This is a genomic window from Desulfovibrio aminophilus DSM 12254, assembly GCF_000422565.1.
GTDB classification, from domain to species: domain Bacteria; phylum Desulfobacterota; class Desulfovibrionia; order Desulfovibrionales; family Desulfovibrionaceae; genus Aminidesulfovibrio; species Aminidesulfovibrio aminophilus.
In genome coordinates this window covers 103,664-123,544 of record NZ_AUMA01000011.1, presented here as the reverse complement: position 1 = coordinate 123,544, position 19,881 = coordinate 103,664, and the positions used below count along the sequence as shown (strand labels likewise).

Genomic DNA, 19,881 nt, shown 5'->3' with positions numbered 1-19,881 from the left:
CGTCATGAAAATCAGACCCTTCCCGTGCCTCGCGGCCTTCGCCGTCCTGGCCCTTTGCGGCTGCGCCAACCACACCAAGGTCGCAACCGAGGCCCTGACCCTGGCTCCGGAAAGCATGCAGATGCGCCAGTTGCAGACCCGCCGCTTCGACACGAGCGACGAACCCGCCATGCTGTCGGCCTCCGCCGCCGTGCTGCAGGATCTCGGCTTCACCATCGACGAGTCGAACCACGAATTGGGGGTGCTGGTCTGCTCCAAGCAGCGCGACGCCACCAACGCGGGTCAGGTGGCCGCGGCCATCGTCGTCGCCGCCCTGGGCGGCGGAGCCATGCCCGTGGACTCGGCCCAGACCATCCGCGTCTCCCTGGTGACCCGACCGGTGGCCCGCAAGGCCGAGGACGCCGCGTCCGGCGGGAAGCCGCACGTTCTGACCAAGGGGAACATCGACCTCGCCTGCGCCAAGCTGCAAGCGAAGCTGGACCGGAGCTATTACGAGGAGCTGTCGCCGCTCTTCGACCCGAAGACCGCCAAGGTCATGAGCGCGGAGCTGACGGCCGACAATCTGGCGGAACTGCGCAAGGATCTGACCTTGCGCATGAACAGCGTGGACTTCGGGGCCACCAGCGTGCGCGTGACCTTCCAGCGCGTGGTCGTCAACACCCACGGACAGGCCACACGCCTGGAGGCCCTGACCGATCCGCTGATGTATCAGGAGTTCTTCGAAAAACTCTCCAAGTCCGTCTTCCTGGAGGCTCAAGAGATATGAAATCCACGCGCGCCCTCTTCCTCGTTCTCGCCGCCGCCCTGCTCGCGTCCGCCTGCGTGAACCCGAACAAGCAGGCCCTGGCCACCTCCGAGTCGCAAGTCCAGTTGCGCAGCATCCAGTCCCGGGCCTTCGACACCACGGACAAGGAGAAGACTCTGCGCACGGTCATCGCCACCCTGCAGGATCTCGGCTTCGTCATCGACAAGGCCGACGGCACCCTGGGCACGGTGAGCGCCACCAAGCTCAGCGGCTACCAGATGCGCATGACCGTCACGGTGCAGCCCAAGGGCACGACCCAGACCCGGGTGCGGGCCAACGCCCAGCTCGGCCTCCAGGCAGTGGAAGCCCCCCTGCCCTACCAGCAGTTCTTCCAGTCCCTGGAAAAGGCCATGTTCCTGACCGCCAACCTGGATGACTAGCCCGGCATACGGCCGAAAGCAAAAGAGGCCCGGCGTAAGCCGGGCCTCTTCTTTTGCACGGCAACGGCCGCACACGTTGGCATATCAACACAAAATAATAAAAAATTCTGATTGTTATTCTTTAAAACGACGCTGTTTGCAATTGTGTTAAAAACGCGGTCAACTCCAGACTTCCACAAGCGTCTCGCGGAACAATCTATTAAGCGGACCGACATCCGCGTGTAACGGTCCATTTGGAACAAGAGAATCCATTCGGACTAATTCACTTTCAATAAATTGATTTATAATATCAATCCTCTTTCCATGATCCAGCTCATCGCCATTGATTTTCCGTTCGACAAGCTTTTCAATTTCTTTCTTTGCATCATACAGTTCAATACACTTCAACAGCTTTGAAAACTCGACAGGAGCTGGACATCTTTCTTGCTCCATCCATCTCACAGCGAGTAATGGCCGCAATACGTAAAGATATTTCTTAAGCCTCACATTTTCACCGCGCAGGTATTCGCGATAGTTCTTTTTTGCCATGCTTATATAATGATAATGGCATGTTTTAGGCGTATAATAATCTGCCAGAAGCATTCGCAATCGATCGATGAAATTCGTGCGTTTCTGGTAGACGATCGGAGAATCGATCCACTCGAGCAACGGAGGGTTTGACTTTCTGTAGAGCCAAAGCGCTTTGCGGACATCCCATCCGTTGACATCCAGGTCATCGGAAATAGGCAGTTCAATCACATCGCGCTTTTTCTCCACATCAATACTCAAATACCAATCGTTCCTGTGCGCATAGATGAAACGAACATCCCAGTCGCTGTCGCGCGAGGCGAATCCCCAGGCGCGACTCCCGGATTCGCAAGCATAAAGAATCCTAACATCTTCTTCCGCTTCGATTTCGGCCAAGCGCCGTCGTATTTCTTCTTTTATTTCGAGCACCATCTCACCGCCCGCGCAACCGCCGGCATCACCAATCGAGATAAATCATTTGGCGGCATGAATCTCATTTTTTCTAATTATTATGCGATATATTGGGAAATGACCAGAACCGGAAACCAAAGAAAAGAGCCCTTGCAGTGAATTGCAAGGGCTCATTTCTGGCTGGCGGAGCCGACGAGACTCGAACTCGCGACCTCCGACGTGACAGAACACTGGGACAGCTCTGACCCCGCCGTCTCATTGACTTTTTCCCTTCTGCCCTCTCCCTTTTCCGGGGGCATTTGGACCAGAAGGTCCAACATCGGTCCAACGCCAGAGGGCCGCCTCCCAGACCCTGGACTGCATCCTGTCTTCAACGAGCGGGCGCACCAGCGCCCGCATCCGATGCGCCGCGCAGAGGCGCGGTGCCCCAGGGGTGGCGCCTCCGCGTTCCCCGTCCCCCCTTCCTCTCGGAATCTATCCAGAAGGTCCCACGGCCCGACGCCTGGCGACGGGTCCTTCCCGGGGCCTTTGGCGCAGGGGTCGACAACACCGCGAGGGGTCGCGGATTTTTGCGGAAATTATTCAGTGGAAAAACGGAAGCCCAGGGAGTGACCCATGTCGTCTGACGAGATCAAAAAGAAAGTCGAGGCCCGGGTGAAGGAAGAGGCGGAAAAGGAGCCCGCGAAGGCTCCGGAGCCGCTGTCCGACGAGTTCATCCTCCAGTGTTTCCGCGCCAACCGCGTGGGCGACGCTCTGCTCTTCAACACGCTCAATCGGGGCAGCTTCATCTACGTCGACATCTGGGGGAGGTATCTGAAGTGGGCAGGACACCATTGGGCTGAAGACCTGCAACAGAAAACGGTCCTGGCCGAGATCGAGACGGTCTGCGAGGAGTATCTCCGCCTGGTGGCCAAGCTCGCCAAGCAGGCCGAGGAGCTGACCGACGCCGAGAAGAAGGCCAACGAAGGGTTGCGCAAGGCCCTTCTGGGACGGGTGGCGCTTCTGCGCGACACCTCCGGCCGCGAGAACCTCCTCAACTGCGCGCACACCAATCGCAACCCCCTCGCGATCACCGGTGAGGAACTGGACCAGCAGCCCTATCTGCTGGCCACGAACAACTGCGTGGTTGACCTGCGCACCGGTGATTCCCGGCCCGGCAGGCCCGAGGACTACATCCTCAACGCCAGCCCCATCGACTGGCAGGGAATCGACGTGCCCTGTCCGCAGTGGGAGCAATTCCTCCTCTCCTGCCACGACGGGGATCGGGACATGGTGGCCTTCCTGCAGCGGGTCTTCGGCTATGCGGTTCTGGGAGCGCGGGACGATCACGTCTGGTTTGTGTTCTATGGGACGCGCGGCCGCAATGGGAAGGACACCCTGCTCAAGACCCTCATGGCCGTGCTGGGCGGGGACCTGGCCAACATCATTCCCACGGAGTTGCTCCTGGATTCCAGGGTGCCGCGCAACAGCTCGGCTCCGACTCCGGACGTGCTCTCCCTGCGCGGCAAGCGCATCGCCTTCGCCAACGAGTCCGAGGACGGCCAACGCTTCGCCATGTCGAAGATCAAGACCCTGACCGGCGGCGGCTATCTGCAGGCCCGTGGGCTCCAGGACAAGCTCTACACGACCTGGAAGCAGACGCATCTTCTCTTTTTGATGACCAACGAGATTCCGCGCGCCAAGGCCGACGACGACGCCTTCTGGTCCCGGCTTCTGGCCGTGCCCTGGAAGATCCGCTTCGTGGACGAGCCCACGACCCCGGACGAGCGGAAACGCGACCCGCAGATGGAATACAAGCTCCTGGCCGAGCTGCCGGGCATCCTGGCCTGGCTCGTGCGCGGCTGTCTGGCCTACCAGCGCGAGGGCCTCAACCCGCCGGAATCCGTGCTGGCCTGCACCCGGGAGCGGCGCGACGCCTTCGACGACGTGGGCCGGTTCCTGCGCGAGTGCTGCGAGGTGGAGCGGGTTCCCGAGGGCGAGGAGTCGGAGCTGCGGATCGGGGCCAGCGCGCTGCTGCAGGCCTTCAACTGGTGGCTGCACAAGAACGTGGACTCCTCCTACTCCTACAGCCCCAGGCGCTTCGGGGACGTGATGACCAGGAAGGGCGTCCCCAGGAAGAAGTCCGGTTCCATGGTCTATCTGGGCGTCCGCCTTCTGGAGTCGGTGGAGGCCGAGATGGCCGAGGACGCGGAGAAGGAAAAGGAGTCCAAGCCCGAGGGCAAGAAGCGGAGGAAGCTCTTTGACTAGGCGAAGGTCCCGGAAGTTCCCATGTTTTGCCGCCCTGCGGATGGTTCAACATCCTGGAAAAGTTGCGTTTCGCGTCAAAATGGGACGGTGGGACCTTTCGCGGTAGTTCTTTTCGCGGACGCGTTGAGAGCATTTTACCCTGTACGTCATAACGACATGCGATTGTCCATTATCCCAATATTAATATTTTAATAATAAAAACAAATAAATAAGAAAAAATGAAAAGGGAGCTTTTGGGAGGTTCGGCATGTCATTCGGGCTGATCGAGCGTCTCCGTTCCCGTGGACTGGAGCCCCGCTACAGGGCGGCCACCCACGGCGGCGAATACGCCGGTCCCTGCCCCTTGTGCGGCGGCCGGGACCGCTTCCTGGTCTGGCCTGTCCAGGAGGGCGGCCCGGCCTGCGCCAAGGCCGGGATCCCCGGCACCTGGTACTGCCGCCGCTGCGGCCAGGGAGGGGACGCGCTCCAGTACCTGCAGGACGTGGAGGGTCTGGGCTTCGCCGAGGCCTGCAAGGCCCTGCGGCTGGAACCGCCCGCCCGGCGCTCCGGCGGCTTGCCGACGCCGCCCCGAGCCCCCCGGCGTCCGGCCTTCGAGCCCCGCGCCACGGAGGGCCCGGCGGACCTCTGGCGGCGGCGTGCCGCCGCCCTGGTGGAAAAGGCCGCGGCCGCGCTACCGGCCCATCCCGAGGCCCAGGCCTGGCTCACGGCCCGGGGCCTGCCGCCGGAGGCCGCCGCGCGCTTCTCCCTGGGCTTCCTGGAGGGCGAGCCGGGACGCATGGGCCTGATCCGAGCCCGCTCGGCCTGGGGCCCTGGAACCCCGGAAAAAGACCGCCCAGGACGGGACCGTCACGCTCAAGCGCACCCTGTTCCTGCCGCGCGGGATCCTCATTCCGGCCTTCGACGCCCAGGGCGCGCCCCTGCGCCTGCGGGTGCGGCGCTCCGACGAGGACGCGGCCGCCTGGGGCGACAAGTACATGGTCGTGGAGGGCTCGGCCATGCCCGCGCTCCTGGCCGGAGACGATCCCCGGGCCGTGGTCGTGGTGGAGGCCGAACTGGACGCCCTGGCCGTGGCCTTTGCCGCCGGCGACCTGGTCACGGCCTGCGCCGTGCTGACCAATGCCGGGCGGCCGGACGCCGCGGCGCACGCGGTCCTGTCCCGGGCCCTGCGCATCCTGGTGGCCCTGGACTTCGACGAGGCCGGGGCTCGGGGCTGGTCCTGGTGGCGGGAGACGTACCCCCAGGCCCGGCGCTGGCCCGTGCCCGAGGGCAAGGACCCCGGCGACGCGGTCAAGCTCGGCTGCGACCTGCGCCAGTGGGTCCGGGCGGGTCTGCCTCCGGCCCTGACCCTGGGAACCTCCGAATCTGGGCCGAGGATTTCGAAGGAGCCGCCCCAGGCGGCCCGGGAGCCGGAGCCCAGGGTCGAGATCGCGCCGGAAATCCTGGCGCTGCGGAGCCTGGTGGACGAACTGCGGGGCCTGCTGCGCGCCGGTTCCCTGCGCATCGACAAGCGCGGCCGCCAGACCCGGCTGCGGGCCCCGGAGGAATGGCAGCGGGCCAACGCCGAGCCGTACCGGCGCGCCTGGGAGCTGACCTACATCTGCACCGAAATCCGGGAATACATCGCGAGCCACCCGGACGCGGTGCTGCACTGGTGGAATTTCTAGCGGCAGGGGTGAGGGCTGCCCCCGGGAGTTGCCGCTCCCGAGGGCGACCGGATGAATGCGCATCCGACCAGGACGAATCCCAACCCTCGCATGAGAGAGCCGAGGAATAACAGGAAGCTGGCGGATGGAAAACCTCAAGATCGAGTACTGGCCCGTGGAACGACTGCGCCCCGTGGATCGAGAACTGCGCCGCAACGATGCGGCCGTGCCGCGCATGGCCGAGACCCTGCGGACCTTCGGCTTCCGCGTGCCGCTCCTGATCCGGGGCGACGGCGAGATCGTGGACGGCCACCTGCGGCTCAAGGCCGCCCTGGCCCTGGGCCTGTCCCAGGTGCCGGTGATTCCTGCCGACGATCTCACGCCGACCCAGGTGCGCACCTTCCGGATCCTGGTCAACCGCTCCGCCACCTGGGCCGAATGGGACGAGGACGGCCTGCGGGTGGAGCTGGCCGGGCTGCGCGACCTGGGGGCCGATCTGCGGCTCACCGGCTTCGAGGACCGCGAGCTGGACGCCTTCCTCCTGGGCCTGGCCCCGGAAGACGGCGCTGACCCGGACGCCGCTCCCGAGGTTCCAGTGGATCCGGTGAGCCGCCCTGGCGACCTCTGGATCCTCGGACGGCACCGGCTGCTCTGCGGCGACTCCACCCGAACCGTGGACCTGGCCCGCCTGCTGGACGGCGAGCGCGCGGACATGGTCTGGACCGATCCGCCCTACAACGTGGACTACACGGGCAAGGCCGGGAAGATCAGGAACGACAGCATGGGCGAGCCGGCCTTCGAGGCCTTTCTCGACGCGCTCTTCTCTCGCGCCTGGGAGGCCCTCGCGGACGGCGGGGCCGTCTACGTCGCGCATTCAGAGGCCGGGGGCGGGCTGGCCTTCCGGCGGGCCTTCGAGCGGGCCGGGTTCCGTCTGTCCGCCTGCCTCATCTGGCGCAAGCACCAGATGGTTCTTGGCCGGGGCGACTACCATTGGCAGCACGAGCCCATTCTCTACGGCTGGAAACCCACGGCCCGGCACCGCTGGTACGGGGACCGCAAGCAGACCACGCTTCTGGAGCGCTTCGCGGGGGACACCGTGCTCCCGGCCGGGGACGGAGTCTGGCAGGTGGCCACCGGCGACGCCGTGCTGCTCATCCGGGGCCGGGACGTGGTGGTCGAGGAGATCCCCGGAACCGTGCTGAGCGTGCCCAAGCCCGCCCGGTCCGAGCTGCACCCGACCATGAAACCCGTGGCCCTGGTGGAACGCCAGGTGGCCAACAGCAGCCCGCGCGGCGGGCTCGTGCTGGACCCCTGCGGCGGTTCGGGGACCACGCTCATGGCCTGCGAGCGGCTAGGCCGCAGGTGCGACACCATGGAACTGGATCCGCGCTTCGCCGACGTCATCGTGCGGCGCTGGCAGGAATACTCGGGAGGAACCGCCGCGCTTGAGGGCGGGGCGGCCTTCGACGAGATCGGGGCCGAGCGCCTCGGGGAGGTGGCCCATGCCTGAGCAGAATCTCCTGGCCCTGGCCGAGAAGAGCGCGGAAAACGACCTGGCCTTTCTGCTCAGGGCCAAGGAGGAGGCCAAGCGCCGCATGAAGGAAGACCCCTCGCAGGAGAACATCAGCGCCTTCAACCGGGCGCGGGCGGCGGTGGAGACCGAGACCGCGCGCCTGCAGGCCCCCACGAATTCCGGCCGCGTGTTCAAGACCCAGCTCGACGCCGTGGATTTCCTCACGGCCCAGGGCTTCAAGATCGGCAAGTCCAAGTTCAACAAGGACGCGCGCGCGGGCCGGGTCACGCCCAACACCGAGGGCGTGTTCGAGGCCGGGGTTTTGCTGGCCTACGCGGCCACGCACCTCACCCCCCTGGCCCGTGCCGGGGACCGCGCCGGGAACCAGGCCGCGGCCCAGAAGCTGGCCGCCGACGCGGACCTCAAGGTCGTGCAGGCCGAGCGCCAGCGCCTCAAGCTCCAACGCGAACAAGGCCTGCTCATGCCCCGCGCGGAGCACGAACAGGAGCTGGCGGCCCGGGCCATGTTCTTCAAGTCCGAGGTGGAGGGCTTCATCCACCGCCTGGGCGGCGAGATCATCGCCCTGGTGGCCGGCGATGAGGGCCGCCTGCCCGAGCTGGTCCAGTGGTGGAACGAGCGGACCGCCGACTGGATGGACGCCTGGAGCCAGGACCGCGAGTTCACGGCGCCGGACCAGGAAGAGCCCGCCCCGGCGGAGGAGGAGACGCGGCCGTGATCTTCAGCTTCACCCCGGGCGAGCGCCACGTGTTCCGGCGCAGGCCGCGCATCCCGGTTTCGCGCTGGGCCGCCGCGCACCTCGTGATCCCGGACGGCCCCTTTCGCGGCGGCCGCTTCCGCCTGGACGTGAACCCCTATCTGCCGGGCATCATGGACACCTGGGGCGAACCCGGGGTGGAGGAGGTGCTCGTTCGCGGCGCGCCCCAGACCGGCAAGACCCTGGCCATGTACGCCTGCCTGTCCTACGCCGTGGACATGCGCCCCGGGCCGCGCATGCTCGGCATGCCCGACGACGAGACCCTGCGCAAGGTCACGGACGCCAAGCTCAAGCCCATGTTCCGGGCCTGCCGCCCGGTGCGCGAACTCCTGGGCAAGATCTCCGGCGGCCAGGTGCGTTTCCGCGACGGCTCGGCCCTCTATCTCTCCAGCGCCCAGAGCCCAGCCCAGCGGGCCTCGATCTCGGTGCAGGATCTCTTCCTGGACGAGGAGGACCTCTACCGGCAGGTGGCGGGCCAGGGCGTGCCGGTCCTGGACTTCCTCGAACGCACCCGTTCCTATTCGCACAAGAGCAAGGTCCTGCGGGTCAGCAAGCCCGTGGGCGACGAGGGCAGCTCGATCTGCTTCGCCATGGCCCGGCGCGAGGACGGCGGCTACGAGTACGTGGACGAGCTGCGGCGCTTCGAGGCCCGCTGTCCCTCGTGCATGCGCTTCCAGGTCCTGAACGAGTCCGGGCTCGTCTGCCGGGAGTCCAAGGACCCGGCCGAGATCGAGCGCAAGCGGCTGGCGCGCTACAAGTGCGGCCTCTGCGGCTATCTCTGGACCGACCATGCCCGCGACGTGGCCGTGTCCGCCGGACGCTGGGCCGCCGAGGAGCCCGTGGAGCGGCCGCGCAAGATCGCCTTCCACCTCCCGGCCATCCTCTCCCGCAACGTGAGCCTGTCGCAGATCCTGGCCGCCAAGCTGCGGGCCGAGGCCACCGACTCTCCGGACATGAAGCAGGCCTACGCCAACGGCTACTGGGCCGAACCCTATCTGGCCGCCGAGATCGCACCCGAGAAAAACGCCCTGCTGGAGCTGCGCGAGCCGGACCTGAAGGCCCGCATCGCGCCGCGCGAGGCCGTGGCGCTCACCTGCGGCATCGACATGCAGAAGCGGAGCTTCTTCTTCACGGTCTGGGCCTGGGCCGAGGGCCTGCGCTCCTGGCTCATCGACTACGGCAGGCTGCGGGACTTCGAGGACGTCCTGGCCCTGGTCCACGAGACCGCCTATCCCCGCGAGGGCGGGGGGGAGCTCTCCATCTGGCGCGCGGCCCTGGACACCGGCGGCGGCCGCACGGACCCGGGTCTGCTCACCCGCACGGAGGAGGCCTACGCCTTCCTGCGCGCGAGCGGCGGGCCCCGTCTTTTCGGAACCAAGGGCCTGTCCAGGCCGAGCCAGACGCCGGTGCGCTTCACCGTGGTCGACAAGATGCCCAAGTCCAAGCGGCCCATCCCGGGCGGCCTGACGCTCTACCTCCTGGACGTCTCCTACCTCAAGGCCCTGGTCTTCGGCCGCCTGAGCCAGGACGCGCGCCAGCCCGCCCGGCTCTACGAGCTCACCGAGCGGGACGGGGTCTGGGAGCCGGACGAACACGAGGAGTTCATCCGCCAGATGACCGCCGAACGCCTGGTGCGCGGCCGCGACGGCAAAATGCGCTGGGAGCGGCTGCACAAGGACAACCACTACCTGGACGCCACGGTGCTGGCCCACGCCTGCGCCGACGGCTCCTGGTCCCCGAGCCTGCAGTACGTGATCCGGCGGGACAGGGAGCTGGAGACCCGGCAGGCCCGGCCCCAGCCCGAGCGGACAGGCGGGATCAACCCTTACACCGGAGAGGAGCGATGAGCGCGGAGGAAGCCGTGGTGGCCGCCCTGGCCCGGGCGCAGAACGGCGTGGACTACTCGCCCCGGCTCGGGGCCGTGTGCCCGGTGTGCGGGACCGAGCATCTGCCGGTGTACAAGACCATGCCCTGGAGCGGGAACGCGCGCGTGCGCTACCACAAATGCCCCAACCCGGCCTGCCTGCTGGGAAAGCTGGGACGGAGCGTGAAGTCGATCGAGGTGGAGCATGAGACGCTTCACTTGACCTCCTCCTGATCCTGTACTATTTACTGTACAGAACAGGAGGCGCGAACATGCCCGAAGCCATCACCTACACCGACGCCCGGAAGAACCTCGCGGCCACCATGGAGGCGGTCTGCGACTCCCACGAACCGGTGATCATCACCCGCCGCAAGTCCCCGGCCGTGGTCATGATGTCCCTGGCGGACTACAACAGCATCGCCGAGACGGCCTACCTGCTCAAGAGCCCGGCCAACGCGGCCCGGCTGCGCGAGAGCATCCGCGCGGCCGAGAGCGGCAAGAGCTTCGAACACGACCTGCGGGACGAGTGATGCCCCGGCTCACCTGGACCGAGCAGGCCTGGGAGGACTACCTCTACTGGCAGAAGACCGACAAGGCCGTGCTCAAGCGTCTGAACGCCCTGATCCGGGACGCCCTGCGCACGCCCTTCGAGGGCCTGGGCAAGCCCGAACCGCTGCGCTTCGACCTCTCCGGCTACTGGTCCCGCCGCATCAACCAGGAACACCGGCTCGTCTACGCCTTTGATGGCGAGGCCGACGCCCTGGTCATCGTGCAGTGCCGCTACCATTACTGATCGCTGCCGGCCGCCGCGGACACGGTCCCTTCAACTGGCCCGGGAAACACCTCGGCCCAGGCCGCCCCTGATCACCCCCCGCCTGGGAATGCCCACACTGCCGCAACCGTCCCGCCCTGCCTGACAGTTGGACAGGCTTGGGCGTGATCGTGGAAGCCAGGCGGGAAGGATGGAAGCGGCAGCGGAGACAGAAAAGAAACGGGGAGGAAACCCCTGTTCCCTCCCCGTTCGATTGTTGAAATTGAGCCTCTTGCAGACTGTGACCGGCATGCACTACTTTTTGAGAGGTTCCCGCGTCGTGTCGGGGGCAAGGACCAAGGCAAACCGCCTCCCGAACTCACGGCAGCGGTGCAGTCCCTCCCCGTCCGGCGCCCACAGTTCGCGCAGCCCCTCGTCGGGCACCTCGAATCCGCATCCCCGCAGGTGCTCGTTCAGCATCTTCACGCTCTCGCCGCTCCAGCCGTAGGAGCCGAAGGCCGCAGCCTTCTTTTTCTTGAAGCCCAGGCCGCGCATCATTTCCAGCAGGCCGCCCAGGGAGGACAGATAGCCCCGATTGATGGTCGGAGAACCCAGAAGCACGGCCCTGGAACGGAAGACCTCGGTGATGATGTCGTTCTTGTCCGTGCGGGCGGCGTTGAAGAGCTTCACCGTGGTGGCGGGCGCAGCCTCGCCCAGGCCCTCGGCGATGGCCTCGGCCATGCGCCGGGTGTTGTTCCACATGGTGTCGTAGGCAATGGTCACCTGGTTCTCCTGGTAGTCCGCCGCCCACTCCAGGTACCTGGACACGATGCTCATGGGGTCGGTGCGCCAGATGGTGCCGTGGCTGGGGCAGATCATCTTGAGCGGCAGGTTCAGACCGGCGAACTCCTCGATCTTGCGCTTCACCAACGGGCTGAAGGGCGTGAGGATGTTGGCGTAGTATTTCAGACACTCCGCCTCCAGGGCGCAGGGGTCGGCCAGATCGTTGTACATGCCCTCGGTGGCCAGGTGGTGGCCGAAGGCGTCGTTGCTGAAGAGGATGTCCTCGCCGGTGAGGTAGCAGAACATGGTGTCCGGCCAGTGCAGCATGGGCGCCTCGATGAAGATGAGCTCGCGCTTGCCCAGGCTCAGACGCCGGCCGGTCTTCACCACCTGGAAGTTCAGGTCGATGTGGTGCTGGCCGGTGATGGACTTCACCGCGTTGGCGGTGCAGTACACGGGTACGCCCGGGATATGTCGCATGAGTTCGGGCAGTGCGCCGCTGTGGTCGGGTTCGGCGTGGTTGACGATGACGTAGTCGATGCCCGCCAGCTCCACGGTGGCGGCCAGCTGCTGCACGAACTCCTTGGCGTAGGGGCCCCAGACCGTGTCGATCAGCGCGGTCTTTTCGTCCCGCACCAGATAGGAGTTGTAGGTGCTGCCCTTGTGGGTGGAATACTCCTCGCCGTGGAAGCGACGCAGTTCCCAGTCCTTCTTGCCAACCCAGGTCACGGCATCGGTTATTTTCAAGCTCATGGAGGCTCCTCCGTTGTTGCATGGTCGCGTTCAGGACAGACGGCGACTGGAGACGGGGGCCTCCCCATCGCCTTGGTGGCGTTTGAAGACGAACACCCCAAGGACTCCAGCGCGCCGGACCGATCCCCGGCAAGGATGGCGCTTTTCCTTCCATGCCTGGATACTGAAGATGTATCATGTTTTTCGGTAAAAAACATCTTGGGGGAGGACATCGGGACAGTCTGCGGCTTCTTTCCCGGCCCTGGTAATTTACCAGCCCTGGTAACGACTCCCTTCCCCCCGAAATGAACCGCGCTGTAGGTTCGCTCCAAAAGACCCCTTTGGAGCGGACATGGCCACGCGCGACGAACTGCAAGCCCGGCTGAACCGGTATCTGGCCGCCGAGGAGGCGATCCTCGGCGGGGCCCAGTCCTTCACCGCCGGGGACACCGTCTTCTCCCGGGCGAACCTGCCCGCGCTCCAGCAGCAGATCGAGAAGCTGGAGGCCCGCCTGGCCTGCCTGTCCGGCTCCCTGCACGGTCAGGCCGTGTTCGGAGGCCGCCGGTGAACCTCGCGCGCGGCCTCTACGACATCTGGACCCTGGGCATGGCCCACCTCATCGGCCTGCGCCGCCCGGCCCGGGCCGTGGAGTACATGCGCCAGCGCCGGGCCCTGCTGTCCTACGCCGCGGCCTCGCGCAAGGGCGCCAACCGCAACTGGCGTCCGGCCAACAAGACCGCCGACGAGCACATCCGCCGCGACTGGGCCTGGGTCACGGCCCGGGCCCGCGACCTGGCCCGCAACTCCGCCCACGTCTCCGGTGCGCTGGAGAAGATCTGCAACAACGTGATCTTCACCGGCATCCGGCCCCAGGCCCAGCTGCGCACGGCCCAGGGCCGCCTGGACCGGGCGCGCAACACCCGGGCCGAGGATCATTTCCGGCGCTGGGCCGAGCACCGGCGCGTGGACTTCTACGGCAAGCAGGAACTGGCCCTGCGCCACTGTTGGGTGGACGGCGAGGCGCTCGTGCACTTCTACGAGTCCGCCCGGCTCCTGCGCGAGGGCGTCGTGCCCCTGGGCCTGGAGATCCTGGAGGCGGACCACCTGGACGCCTCGGTGCACGGGGAGCTGGCGAACGGCAACAGGGCGGTGCGCGGCGTGGAGTTCGACGCCGAGGGCGCGCCCGTGGCCTACCACCTGTTCAGCGAACACCCCGGCGGCCTGGGGCCCATGGGCCGCTCGGCCCGAGCCTCGGCGCGCGTTCCGGCCGAGCGCGTGGCCCACGTCTTCGCGCCCAAGCGCGCCTCCCAGACGCGCGGCATGTCCTGGCTGGCGGCCGTGATCATGGAGATGCACGACTTCGACGAGTACCAGGACGCCGAGCGTATCGCGGCCCGGCTCACGGCCGCCTTCGGCTTCTTCGTGGAGACCCCCTATCCCGAGGCCATGGACCCGGCCCACTTCGGCGGGGCCCTGCCCGGCGGACACGAGGGCGGCGAGGTCCGGCTCCCGGACTTCGTGGAGCCCGGCCGGATCCAGATCATGCCCGCGGGCACCAAGATCAACGCCGCGGGCTTCACCCGGCCCGGCATGACCTACGAGCCGTTCAGCAAGGTCCAGCTGCGCGGCGCGTCGGCGGGCCTGGGCATGAGCTACGAGGCCTATTCCAACGACTACACCGACGCCTCCTACTCCTCGGCCCGCTCGGCGGCCCTGGAGGAGCGCCGGGGCTACCAGAAGCAGCAGATCTTCCTGAACCGGGCCTTCAACCGTCCGGTCTGGGACCTCTGGTCCCGCTTTCTCTTCCTCTCCGGCCTGGAGGACCTGGGCCCGGAGATCCCCGTCACCTGGCAGACCCCGGGCTGGCCCTGGGTGGACCCGTACAAGGACGCCAGCGCGGCCAAGCTGGAGCTGGCCCTGGGCTCCACCTCCCGGCGGCGCATCGCGGCCTCGCGGGGCCAGGACCTGGACGAGATCATGGACGAGCTGGCCGAGGAGCAGACGTTCTTCGGCGGGCTGCAAGCCAAGGAGAACGGCAATGCCCAAGCCCAGGAGGAATGAGGCCAAGCAGGACTTCCTCGGCCGCTGTCTGGCCGAGCGCCGCGAGGCCGGAGAGTCCGAGGCCGACGCCCTGGCCGCCTGCACGGCGGACTGGAACCAGGGCCGCATGGCCCGTCTGGCCGAGCTGCGCGACCGGAACACGGCCATGCTCGCGGCCGAGGTCGCCATGTCCGGCGAACAGACTCCGGAAGAGGAAGGCGGGCCGTCCCGCTTCGCCATCCTGGCCTACACCGGCAAGGAAGTGGACTGGGGCTGGCTCGGCCGCTTCATCATCGACCTCAAGGGCCTGAAGCTCCGCAAGGAAAAGGCCCCCAGCTTCTACTTCCACGATCCCCACGAGGTGGTCGGCACCATCGACGGCGCCAGGACGGACGCCAACGGCTTCTATGTCCTGGGCCAGTTCTCCCAGGTCACCGGCAGGGCCCGGGAGGTGCTCGGCCTGGCCCGCGAGGGCTTCCCCTGGCAGGCCTCCATCGGCGTGGAGGGCCGGAAGCTCCTGCGGGTGGAGAAGGGCAAAACCCACATGGTGAACGGCCGGACCGTCGAGGGCCCCATCGATGTCTGGCTGGAGTCGGAAGTCTTCGAGGTCAGCTTCGTCCCGTTCGGGGCGGACGACGATACCGCGGCCGTCGCCCTGAGCGCGGACGCCAACCTTTCCCAGGAGGAAGACGAGATGCCCGAGAAAAAGGACTTGATGACCCCGGCCGCCCCGGCCCCGGGCGACGGCCGCCTGGAGGCTCCGGCCCAGGAGGCCGAGCTGGCCGCCGCGCGCCGGGAGGTCGCCGAGACGGCCCGCCGGGACACCGCCGAGCTCTATCAGCGGGGCCTGCAGCTCAACCTGAGCGCGGCCCAGGTCACCGAGGTGGTGGGCCAGGGCCTGCCCCTGGACACGGCCACGGCCCGGCTCTTCGAACTGGCCGGACAGGCCAACCCGCCTCTGGCCGGGGCCCGGCTGGAGACGGGCGCGGACGAGCGCGACAAGTTCCGTCTGGCCGCGCGCCACGGCGTGCTCCTGCGCCTGGGCCTCGGGGTGGACAAGCCCGCTCCGGGCCACGAGGAGTTCCGGGGCCTGACCACCTACGAGCTGGCCCGCCTCTGCCTGGAACGCGCGGGCGTCGACACCCGGGGCCTGTCCCGCAACCAGGTGGCCTCCAAGGTCCTGGCCCTCTCGGCAGGGCCCATGAGCACCTCGGACTTCGCGGCCGTGTTCAAGGACGCGGTGCACAAGACCCTGCTCAAGGCCTACGCCGAGACCCCCTCCACCTGGCGGCCCTGGGTCAACGTGGTTCCGGCCACGGACTTCAAGGAGATCCACGGCATCGCCCTGTCCGAGGCCCCGGACCTCGTGCTCACCCTGGAGGGCGAGGAGTACAGGACCGGCACGCTCCGGGACAAGCAGGAGTCCTACAGCGTGGGCAAGTACGGCCGCATGGTCCCCCTGACCTACGAGATGATCGTCAACGACGACCTGCGGGCCTTCGCCCGGATGCCCCGGCTTCTGGGCCAGGCCGCCCGGCGCAAGGAGTCGGACGTGGTCTACGGCCTGCTGCTCAGCGACACCCTGCGCCTGAAGGAGGACAACAAGCTCCTCTTCCACGGCGACCACCGCAACCTGGCCTCCGGCGCGGCGCTCGGCCCGGTGTCCCCGGACACCCTCAAGGCCATGCAGACCGCCATGCGTCGCCAGAAGGGCATCCAGGGCGCCAAGCTCAACCTGGCCCTCAAGTACATCATCGTCCCGGCCATCCAGGAGACCGACGCGGACATCGTCCTGCGCTCGGCCACCCTGCCCAAGGAGAACATGCCCGCCGGCACCCTCAACCCCTGGTCCACCAAGGGCATCACGCCCATCGTGGAGCCCCGCCTGGACGACGTGAGCGAGAAGGCCTGGTTCGGCGCGGCCGATCCGGCCCAGGTGGACACCGTGGAGGTGGCCTTCCTGGACGGCAGCGAGCAGCCCTACCTGGAGGAGATCGAGGAGGCCCGGAACGACTCCCTGTTCTGGAAGGTGCGCCACGTGTTCGGCGCGGGCGTCATGGACTTCCGCGGCCTGCAGAAGAACCCCGGCGAATAGGCCGGAGCGCGAAGGAGAGAGCCCATGCTCAACCACGTCTGCGAAGGAAAGGTGCTCAAGTACGAGAACGCCACGGGCAAGGCCATCCCCTCGGGTGAGCCCGTGGTGATCGGCGCGCTGTTCGGCCTGGCCGTGCGGGAGATCCCGGACGGCGGTTCCGGAAGCGTGGCCATCAGCGAGGTCTTCGAGGTCCGCAAGGCCGCCGGAGCCGTGCCCCAGGGCGCGAAGCTCTACTGGGACGCGGACGGCAGCCCGGTTTCCGGCGCGGCCGGAAGCGGGGCCCTGACCACCACGGCCACGGACAACCTCGCCGCCGGAGCGGCCTTCGCCGGGGCCGCCGACAACGCGCCCACGGTTCAGATCAAGCTCAACGTCTGATCCCCCAACCCCTCCTCCCTTGTGCGGCGGGGGTCCGGTCCGGCGGTCGGGCCGGGCCCCCGCGAACAGGGAGGAGCCAACCGCGAAGGACGGCCGAGCATGGACAAGTCGAGCCTCCACGCCAGGGCGGAAGCCGAAGGCATCCCGGCCGGGCTGGTGGACCAGATCACCGCATCCGAGGGCCTGCGCCTCCAGGCCTACCGCTGCCCCACGGGACACGTGACCATCGGCTGGGGCCACAACCTGGAGGCCCGGCCCGTGCCCGGCATCCCCTGCGAGGTCGGCGCGGCCATCACCCGCGAGCAGGCCGACCGCCTGCTCGTCGCGGACCTCCTGGACGCCCGTTCCGACATGCTCCGGCGCTGGCCCTGGGCCGCGCACCTGGACCCGCCGCGCCAGGCCGTGCTCTGGGACATGGTCTTCAACATGGGCGCGGCCAAGGTGGCCGGTTTCGCCCGGGCCCTGCACGCCATGCGCACGGGCGACTATCCCCGCGCCGCCGACGAGATGCTCGACTCGCTCTGGGCCAAGCAGGTGGGCGGCCGGGCCCGGCGTCTGGCCCGGCAGATGGCCGACAACCGCTGGGAGGGCTGAACATGGACGCGGGCTTCGGCAACGCCCTGCTTCTGGCCTTCGCCCTGGCCCTGGCGGCGGTGACGTTCGTCTGTTCCGGCCTCGGCGGGCTCTGCGGCTGGCTGCTCTTCGACAGGTTCTGGTTCGGGGCCGTGACCGGCGCGGGCGTGGCCCTGCTCTTCGTCCTGGCGGCCGCGGCCTGGGTCTTCCTGCGCAACGGGGTGGCGTGATGGGTCTCATGTCCGTCATCGGCAGGATCTTCACGGGCGGAGCGTCCTCCGTGGTGAACGCCGTCGGCTCGGCCGCCGACAAGCTGTTCACCTCGGACGAGGAACGGGCCAAGGCGCAGGCGGAGCTCGAGGAGCTCAGGCAGAAGCCCTACGTCATGCAGATCATGACGAACCTGGCCGAGGCCGCGCACAAGTCCGTGTTCGTTGCCGGTTGGCGGCCCTTCCTGGGCTGGATCGGCGGGCTGGCCCTGGCCTCCTACTACCTGCCCAAGCACGTCATGGGCGCGGTGCTCTGGTCCTGGCAGTGCATCGCCATCATGGCCAACGCCCCGGACATCCAGGCCGTGGTCCTGCCCGCCTATCCCGTGGAGCTGTCGGGCACGATCATGGAGCTCATCCTCGGCATGCTCGGCCTCGCGGTCACGCGGAGCTGGGAAAAGAAGGAGGGGGTGGCGCGGTGAGCAGGGAATCCGTGGAAGTCACGCTGGCCAGGCTGGAGGAGATGCTCAAGGCGCATTTCGCCCGGGACGACGAGCGCAGCGAACGGATCAAGGCCCTGGAAGAGGACGTGGATGCGCTCCAGGCCCTGGAACAGCGCCGCAAGGGCGGCGCGGCCGTGCTCGCCCTCATGATGGGCGCGGCGGCCACCATGGGCGGGATCATCGCCAAATTCGTACCCCTGTTCAACGGGAAGTAGGGGCCGCCAGATGAACTTCGGCGGCGCGGCCGCGGCCATCCTGGCCGCGCAGGGCGAGGCGGTGGTCCTCAGGCGCGGCGGGGCGGAGACCCCGTTGCGGGCCGTGGTCACGGACCACGGGCTCTGCCCGCCGCCGCCCGGCTGGCCCGGGCCTGTCTTCAACCACGTGGCCGAGCACGCGGAGTTCCGGTTCGACGCCTCCCAGGCCGACCCGGCCCGGGGCGATCTCATCCTCTGGTCCGGCCGGGAGTACGGCGTGCGGCAGGTCCTGCCCGAGCCGCGCTCCCTGCCGTCCGCGCCCCTGTGGCGGGTCTGCCGCGCCGCCGCCCAGCAGCGAGGGAAGTACTGATGTCCGAAGAGTTCACCGTCATCGGCCGCATCCGCACGGCCAAGGGCCGCTCCTATCCCGTGGTGCTGGACCGGGCCTCGCGCTTCGGCACCCGGTTCCAGGTCACGGACGCCTCGGTCCCGGCGCTGGCGGCGCTCGTGCGTGATTTCCCGGAGGAGCTGAACAAGGCCCTGAGCTCCCTGGGCTACTGGCTGCGGGCCGCGGTCAAGGGCGCGCTGCGCCACGGCGGGCGGCCCTACGCGGGCTGGCCGCCGCGCGTCCCCCTGACCCTGTCCCGGCGGGAGAAGTCCGGCTCCTGGGCCCGGTCCGCCTTGCCGGAGCAGCCCTTCGGGGACCTGGAGCGGGCCGTGGGCTACCTGGCCGAGGACTACAAGTTCCAGGTCAGCACGGGCTGGCTGTCCAAGGCGGCCGCGCGCCTGGCCGGAAAGCTCCAGGCGGGCTTCCGCACCAGGGTCACGGCCTCCATGCGCCGCAAGTTCATCCGCGAGGGCTACCGCCTGGGCGGCAAGGGCGAGATCGCGGCCCCGGCCCGGCCCGTGATCCGGCCGGTCTACGACGCCTTGAAACAGAAGTTCGGCCCGCGCATCGAGGCCCGGATCCAAAAGTACATGCGCGAAAGGAGGCTGGCCGCATGATCCGCGCCGAAGCCCAGACCGTGGCCGAGGCCTGGTTCGAGGCCCTGCTCTCCGGCGTGGCGCTCAACGCCTTCTGCCTGGAGCGTTTCGGCAGGGAGCCCTCGATCCAGCTCGGCACCGATCCCTTCAACCTCCAGGGCGAGCCCGACGCGCCCTTCGTGGTCGTGGTCCCCATGCAGACCAAGGACGGCCCGGACCTGTCCGCCGCCGAGGGCGAGCGCATCGAGTACCGGCTCATGCTGGCCCTGGGCCTGGAGGACGGGGCGGTGGAGAGCGTGGGCGGGCGCGGCCGGGTGTTCCGGGGCTACCGCAGCGCGGCGGAGTTCGAGGCCCGCGCGCTCCAGGTCCTCATGGACAGCGCCTACCGTCCGGCGGTCTGGGAATCCGAGACCGCCCAGCCGGGCGAGAACTACTTCGAGAGGCACGTCTTCATCACCGTGACCGCCGAGAACACCATCGGCGGCTTCTAGGAG

The 19,881-nt window shown here is 67.8% G+C and carries 23 protein-coding genes and 1 pseudogene; 22 read left to right on the top strand and 2 right to left on the bottom strand.

Features of this window, described 5'->3' with window-relative positions; translation table 11 throughout:
- Window positions 1-4 precede the first annotated feature (4 nt).
- Both H587_RS19670 and H587_RS0109550 read left to right on the top strand, forming a co-directional pair.
- Complete coding sequence (locus H587_RS19670; RefSeq protein ID WP_051202618.1) at window positions 5-766, top strand: hypothetical protein; 762 nt, start codon at window positions 5-7, stop codon at window positions 764-766.
- Window positions 763-1,185: a hypothetical protein gene (locus tag H587_RS0109550; RefSeq protein WP_027176083.1), complete on the top strand. Its 423-nt coding sequence runs from the start codon at window positions 763-765 to the stop codon at window positions 1,183-1,185. Before H587_RS19670 ends, H587_RS0109550 begins: the two co-directional genes overlap by 4 nt.
- Before the next feature lie 159 nt (window positions 1,186-1,344).
- Here H587_RS0109550 and H587_RS20240 read toward each other — a convergent pair whose 3' ends face one another.
- Entirely contained in the window at window positions 1,345-2,124 is a 780-nt protein-coding gene (locus tag H587_RS20240) for a nucleotidyltransferase domain-containing protein (protein ID WP_211219498.1), read from the bottom strand.
- Between the two features lie 594 nt (window positions 2,125-2,718).
- Here H587_RS20240 and H587_RS18020 point away from each other — a divergent pair.
- The 9 genes and pseudogenes from H587_RS18020 to H587_RS0109505 all read left to right on the top strand — a co-directional run bounded on the left by H587_RS18020 (window position 2,719) and on the right by H587_RS0109505 (window position 10,938).
- The gene (locus H587_RS18020) at window positions 2,719-4,350 is read left to right on the top strand and encodes a DNA primase family protein (RefSeq protein WP_034609024.1); all 1,632 of its coding nucleotides are present in this window, start codon (window positions 2,719-2,721) and stop codon (window positions 4,348-4,350) included.
- A gap of 247 nt (window positions 4,351-4,597) precedes the next feature.
- Window positions 4,598-4,762: pseudogene (locus H587_RS21385) on the top strand (primase-helicase zinc-binding domain-containing protein); the annotation flags it as partial.
- A gap of 517 nt (window positions 4,763-5,279) precedes the next feature.
- Entirely contained in the window at window positions 5,280-6,014 is a 735-nt protein-coding gene (locus H587_RS20570; protein WP_156904505.1) for a toprim domain-containing protein, read from the top strand.
- A 124-nt stretch (window positions 6,015-6,138) separates the two neighbouring features.
- Window positions 6,139-7,503: a DNA modification methylase gene (locus H587_RS0109530; protein ID WP_027176081.1), complete on the top strand. Its 1,365-nt coding sequence runs from the start codon at window positions 6,139-6,141 to the stop codon at window positions 7,501-7,503.
- Complete coding sequence (locus tag H587_RS0109525) at window positions 7,496-8,242, top strand: F0F1 ATP synthase subunit epsilon (RefSeq protein ID WP_027176080.1); 747 nt, start codon at window positions 7,496-7,498, stop codon at window positions 8,240-8,242. Before H587_RS0109530 ends, H587_RS0109525 begins: the two co-directional genes overlap by 8 nt.
- Window positions 8,239-10,128 (top strand): terminase gpA endonuclease subunit, encoded by a 1,890-nt coding sequence (locus tag H587_RS18010; protein WP_051202615.1) that lies wholly within the window; start codon window positions 8,239-8,241, stop codon window positions 10,126-10,128. The genes H587_RS0109525 and H587_RS18010 overlap by 4 nt, the downstream gene beginning before the upstream one ends.
- Complete coding sequence (locus H587_RS0109515; protein ID WP_027176079.1) at window positions 10,125-10,379, top strand: hypothetical protein; 255 nt, start codon at window positions 10,125-10,127, stop codon at window positions 10,377-10,379. Before H587_RS18010 ends, H587_RS0109515 begins: the two co-directional genes overlap by 4 nt.
- 38 nt (window positions 10,380-10,417) lie before the next feature.
- Window positions 10,418-10,675 (top strand): type II toxin-antitoxin system Phd/YefM family antitoxin, encoded by a 258-nt coding sequence (locus H587_RS0109510; RefSeq protein ID WP_027176078.1) that lies wholly within the window; start codon window positions 10,418-10,420, stop codon window positions 10,673-10,675.
- Window positions 10,675-10,938 (top strand): Txe/YoeB family addiction module toxin, encoded by a 264-nt coding sequence (locus H587_RS0109505; protein ID WP_027176077.1) that lies wholly within the window; start codon window positions 10,675-10,677, stop codon window positions 10,936-10,938. Before H587_RS0109510 ends, H587_RS0109505 begins: the two co-directional genes overlap by 1 nt.
- Window positions 10,939-11,211: 273 nt before the next feature.
- Here the strand turns inward: H587_RS0109505 and H587_RS0109500 are convergent, their stop codons facing one another.
- Window positions 11,212-12,432, bottom strand: coding sequence for an anaerobic nitric oxide reductase flavorubredoxin (locus tag H587_RS0109500; protein ID WP_027176076.1), 1,221 nt, complete (start codon window positions 12,430-12,432; stop codon window positions 11,212-11,214).
- A gap of 331 nt (window positions 12,433-12,763) precedes the next feature.
- Here H587_RS0109500 and H587_RS0109495 point away from each other — a divergent pair, with 331 nt between their 5' ends.
- The 11 genes from H587_RS0109495 to H587_RS0109445 all read left to right on the top strand — a co-directional run bounded on the left by H587_RS0109495 (window position 12,764) and on the right by H587_RS0109445 (window position 19,878).
- On the top strand, window positions 12,764-12,979 hold the full coding sequence (locus tag H587_RS0109495; RefSeq protein WP_027176075.1) for a hypothetical protein: 216 nt from the start codon (window positions 12,764-12,766) through the stop codon (window positions 12,977-12,979).
- Complete coding sequence (locus H587_RS0109490) at window positions 12,976-14,472, top strand: phage portal protein (RefSeq protein ID WP_027176074.1); 1,497 nt, start codon at window positions 12,976-12,978, stop codon at window positions 14,470-14,472. The genes H587_RS0109495 and H587_RS0109490 overlap by 4 nt, the downstream gene beginning before the upstream one ends.
- Window positions 14,450-16,546 (top strand): phage major capsid protein, encoded by a 2,097-nt coding sequence (locus H587_RS19655; protein ID WP_027176073.1) that lies wholly within the window; start codon window positions 14,450-14,452, stop codon window positions 16,544-16,546. The genes H587_RS0109490 and H587_RS19655 overlap by 23 nt, the downstream gene beginning before the upstream one ends.
- A 24-nt stretch (window positions 16,547-16,570) precedes the next feature.
- Complete coding sequence (locus tag H587_RS0109480; protein WP_034609020.1) at window positions 16,571-16,924, top strand: DUF2190 family protein; 354 nt, start codon at window positions 16,571-16,573, stop codon at window positions 16,922-16,924.
- Between the two features lie 99 nt (window positions 16,925-17,023).
- Window positions 17,024-17,518 (top strand): glycoside hydrolase family protein, encoded by a 495-nt coding sequence (locus H587_RS0109475; protein WP_051202614.1) that lies wholly within the window; start codon window positions 17,024-17,026, stop codon window positions 17,516-17,518.
- Window positions 17,519-17,520: 2 nt separating this feature from the next.
- Window positions 17,521-17,727, top strand: coding sequence for a hypothetical protein (locus tag H587_RS0109470; RefSeq protein WP_027176070.1), 207 nt, complete (start codon window positions 17,521-17,523; stop codon window positions 17,725-17,727).
- Window positions 17,727-18,188, top strand: coding sequence for a 3TM-type holin (locus H587_RS0109465; RefSeq protein WP_051202613.1), 462 nt, complete (start codon window positions 17,727-17,729; stop codon window positions 18,186-18,188). The genes H587_RS0109470 and H587_RS0109465 overlap by 1 nt, the downstream gene beginning before the upstream one ends.
- Window positions 18,185-18,424, top strand: coding sequence for a hypothetical protein (locus H587_RS0109460; protein ID WP_027176068.1), 240 nt, complete (start codon window positions 18,185-18,187; stop codon window positions 18,422-18,424). The genes H587_RS0109465 and H587_RS0109460 overlap by 4 nt, the downstream gene beginning before the upstream one ends.
- A gap of 10 nt (window positions 18,425-18,434) precedes the next feature.
- Window positions 18,435-18,773, top strand: coding sequence for a hypothetical protein (locus H587_RS0109455; RefSeq protein WP_027176067.1), 339 nt, complete (start codon window positions 18,435-18,437; stop codon window positions 18,771-18,773).
- Window positions 18,773-19,408, top strand: a complete 636-nt coding sequence (locus H587_RS0109450) for a hypothetical protein (protein ID WP_027176066.1) — start codon at window positions 18,773-18,775, stop codon at window positions 19,406-19,408. Before H587_RS0109455 ends, H587_RS0109450 begins: the two co-directional genes overlap by 1 nt.
- Complete coding sequence (locus tag H587_RS0109445; protein ID WP_027176065.1) at window positions 19,405-19,878, top strand: hypothetical protein; 474 nt, start codon at window positions 19,405-19,407, stop codon at window positions 19,876-19,878. Before H587_RS0109450 ends, H587_RS0109445 begins: the two co-directional genes overlap by 4 nt.
- The last annotated feature ends 3 nt before the right edge of the window (window positions 19,879-19,881 follow it).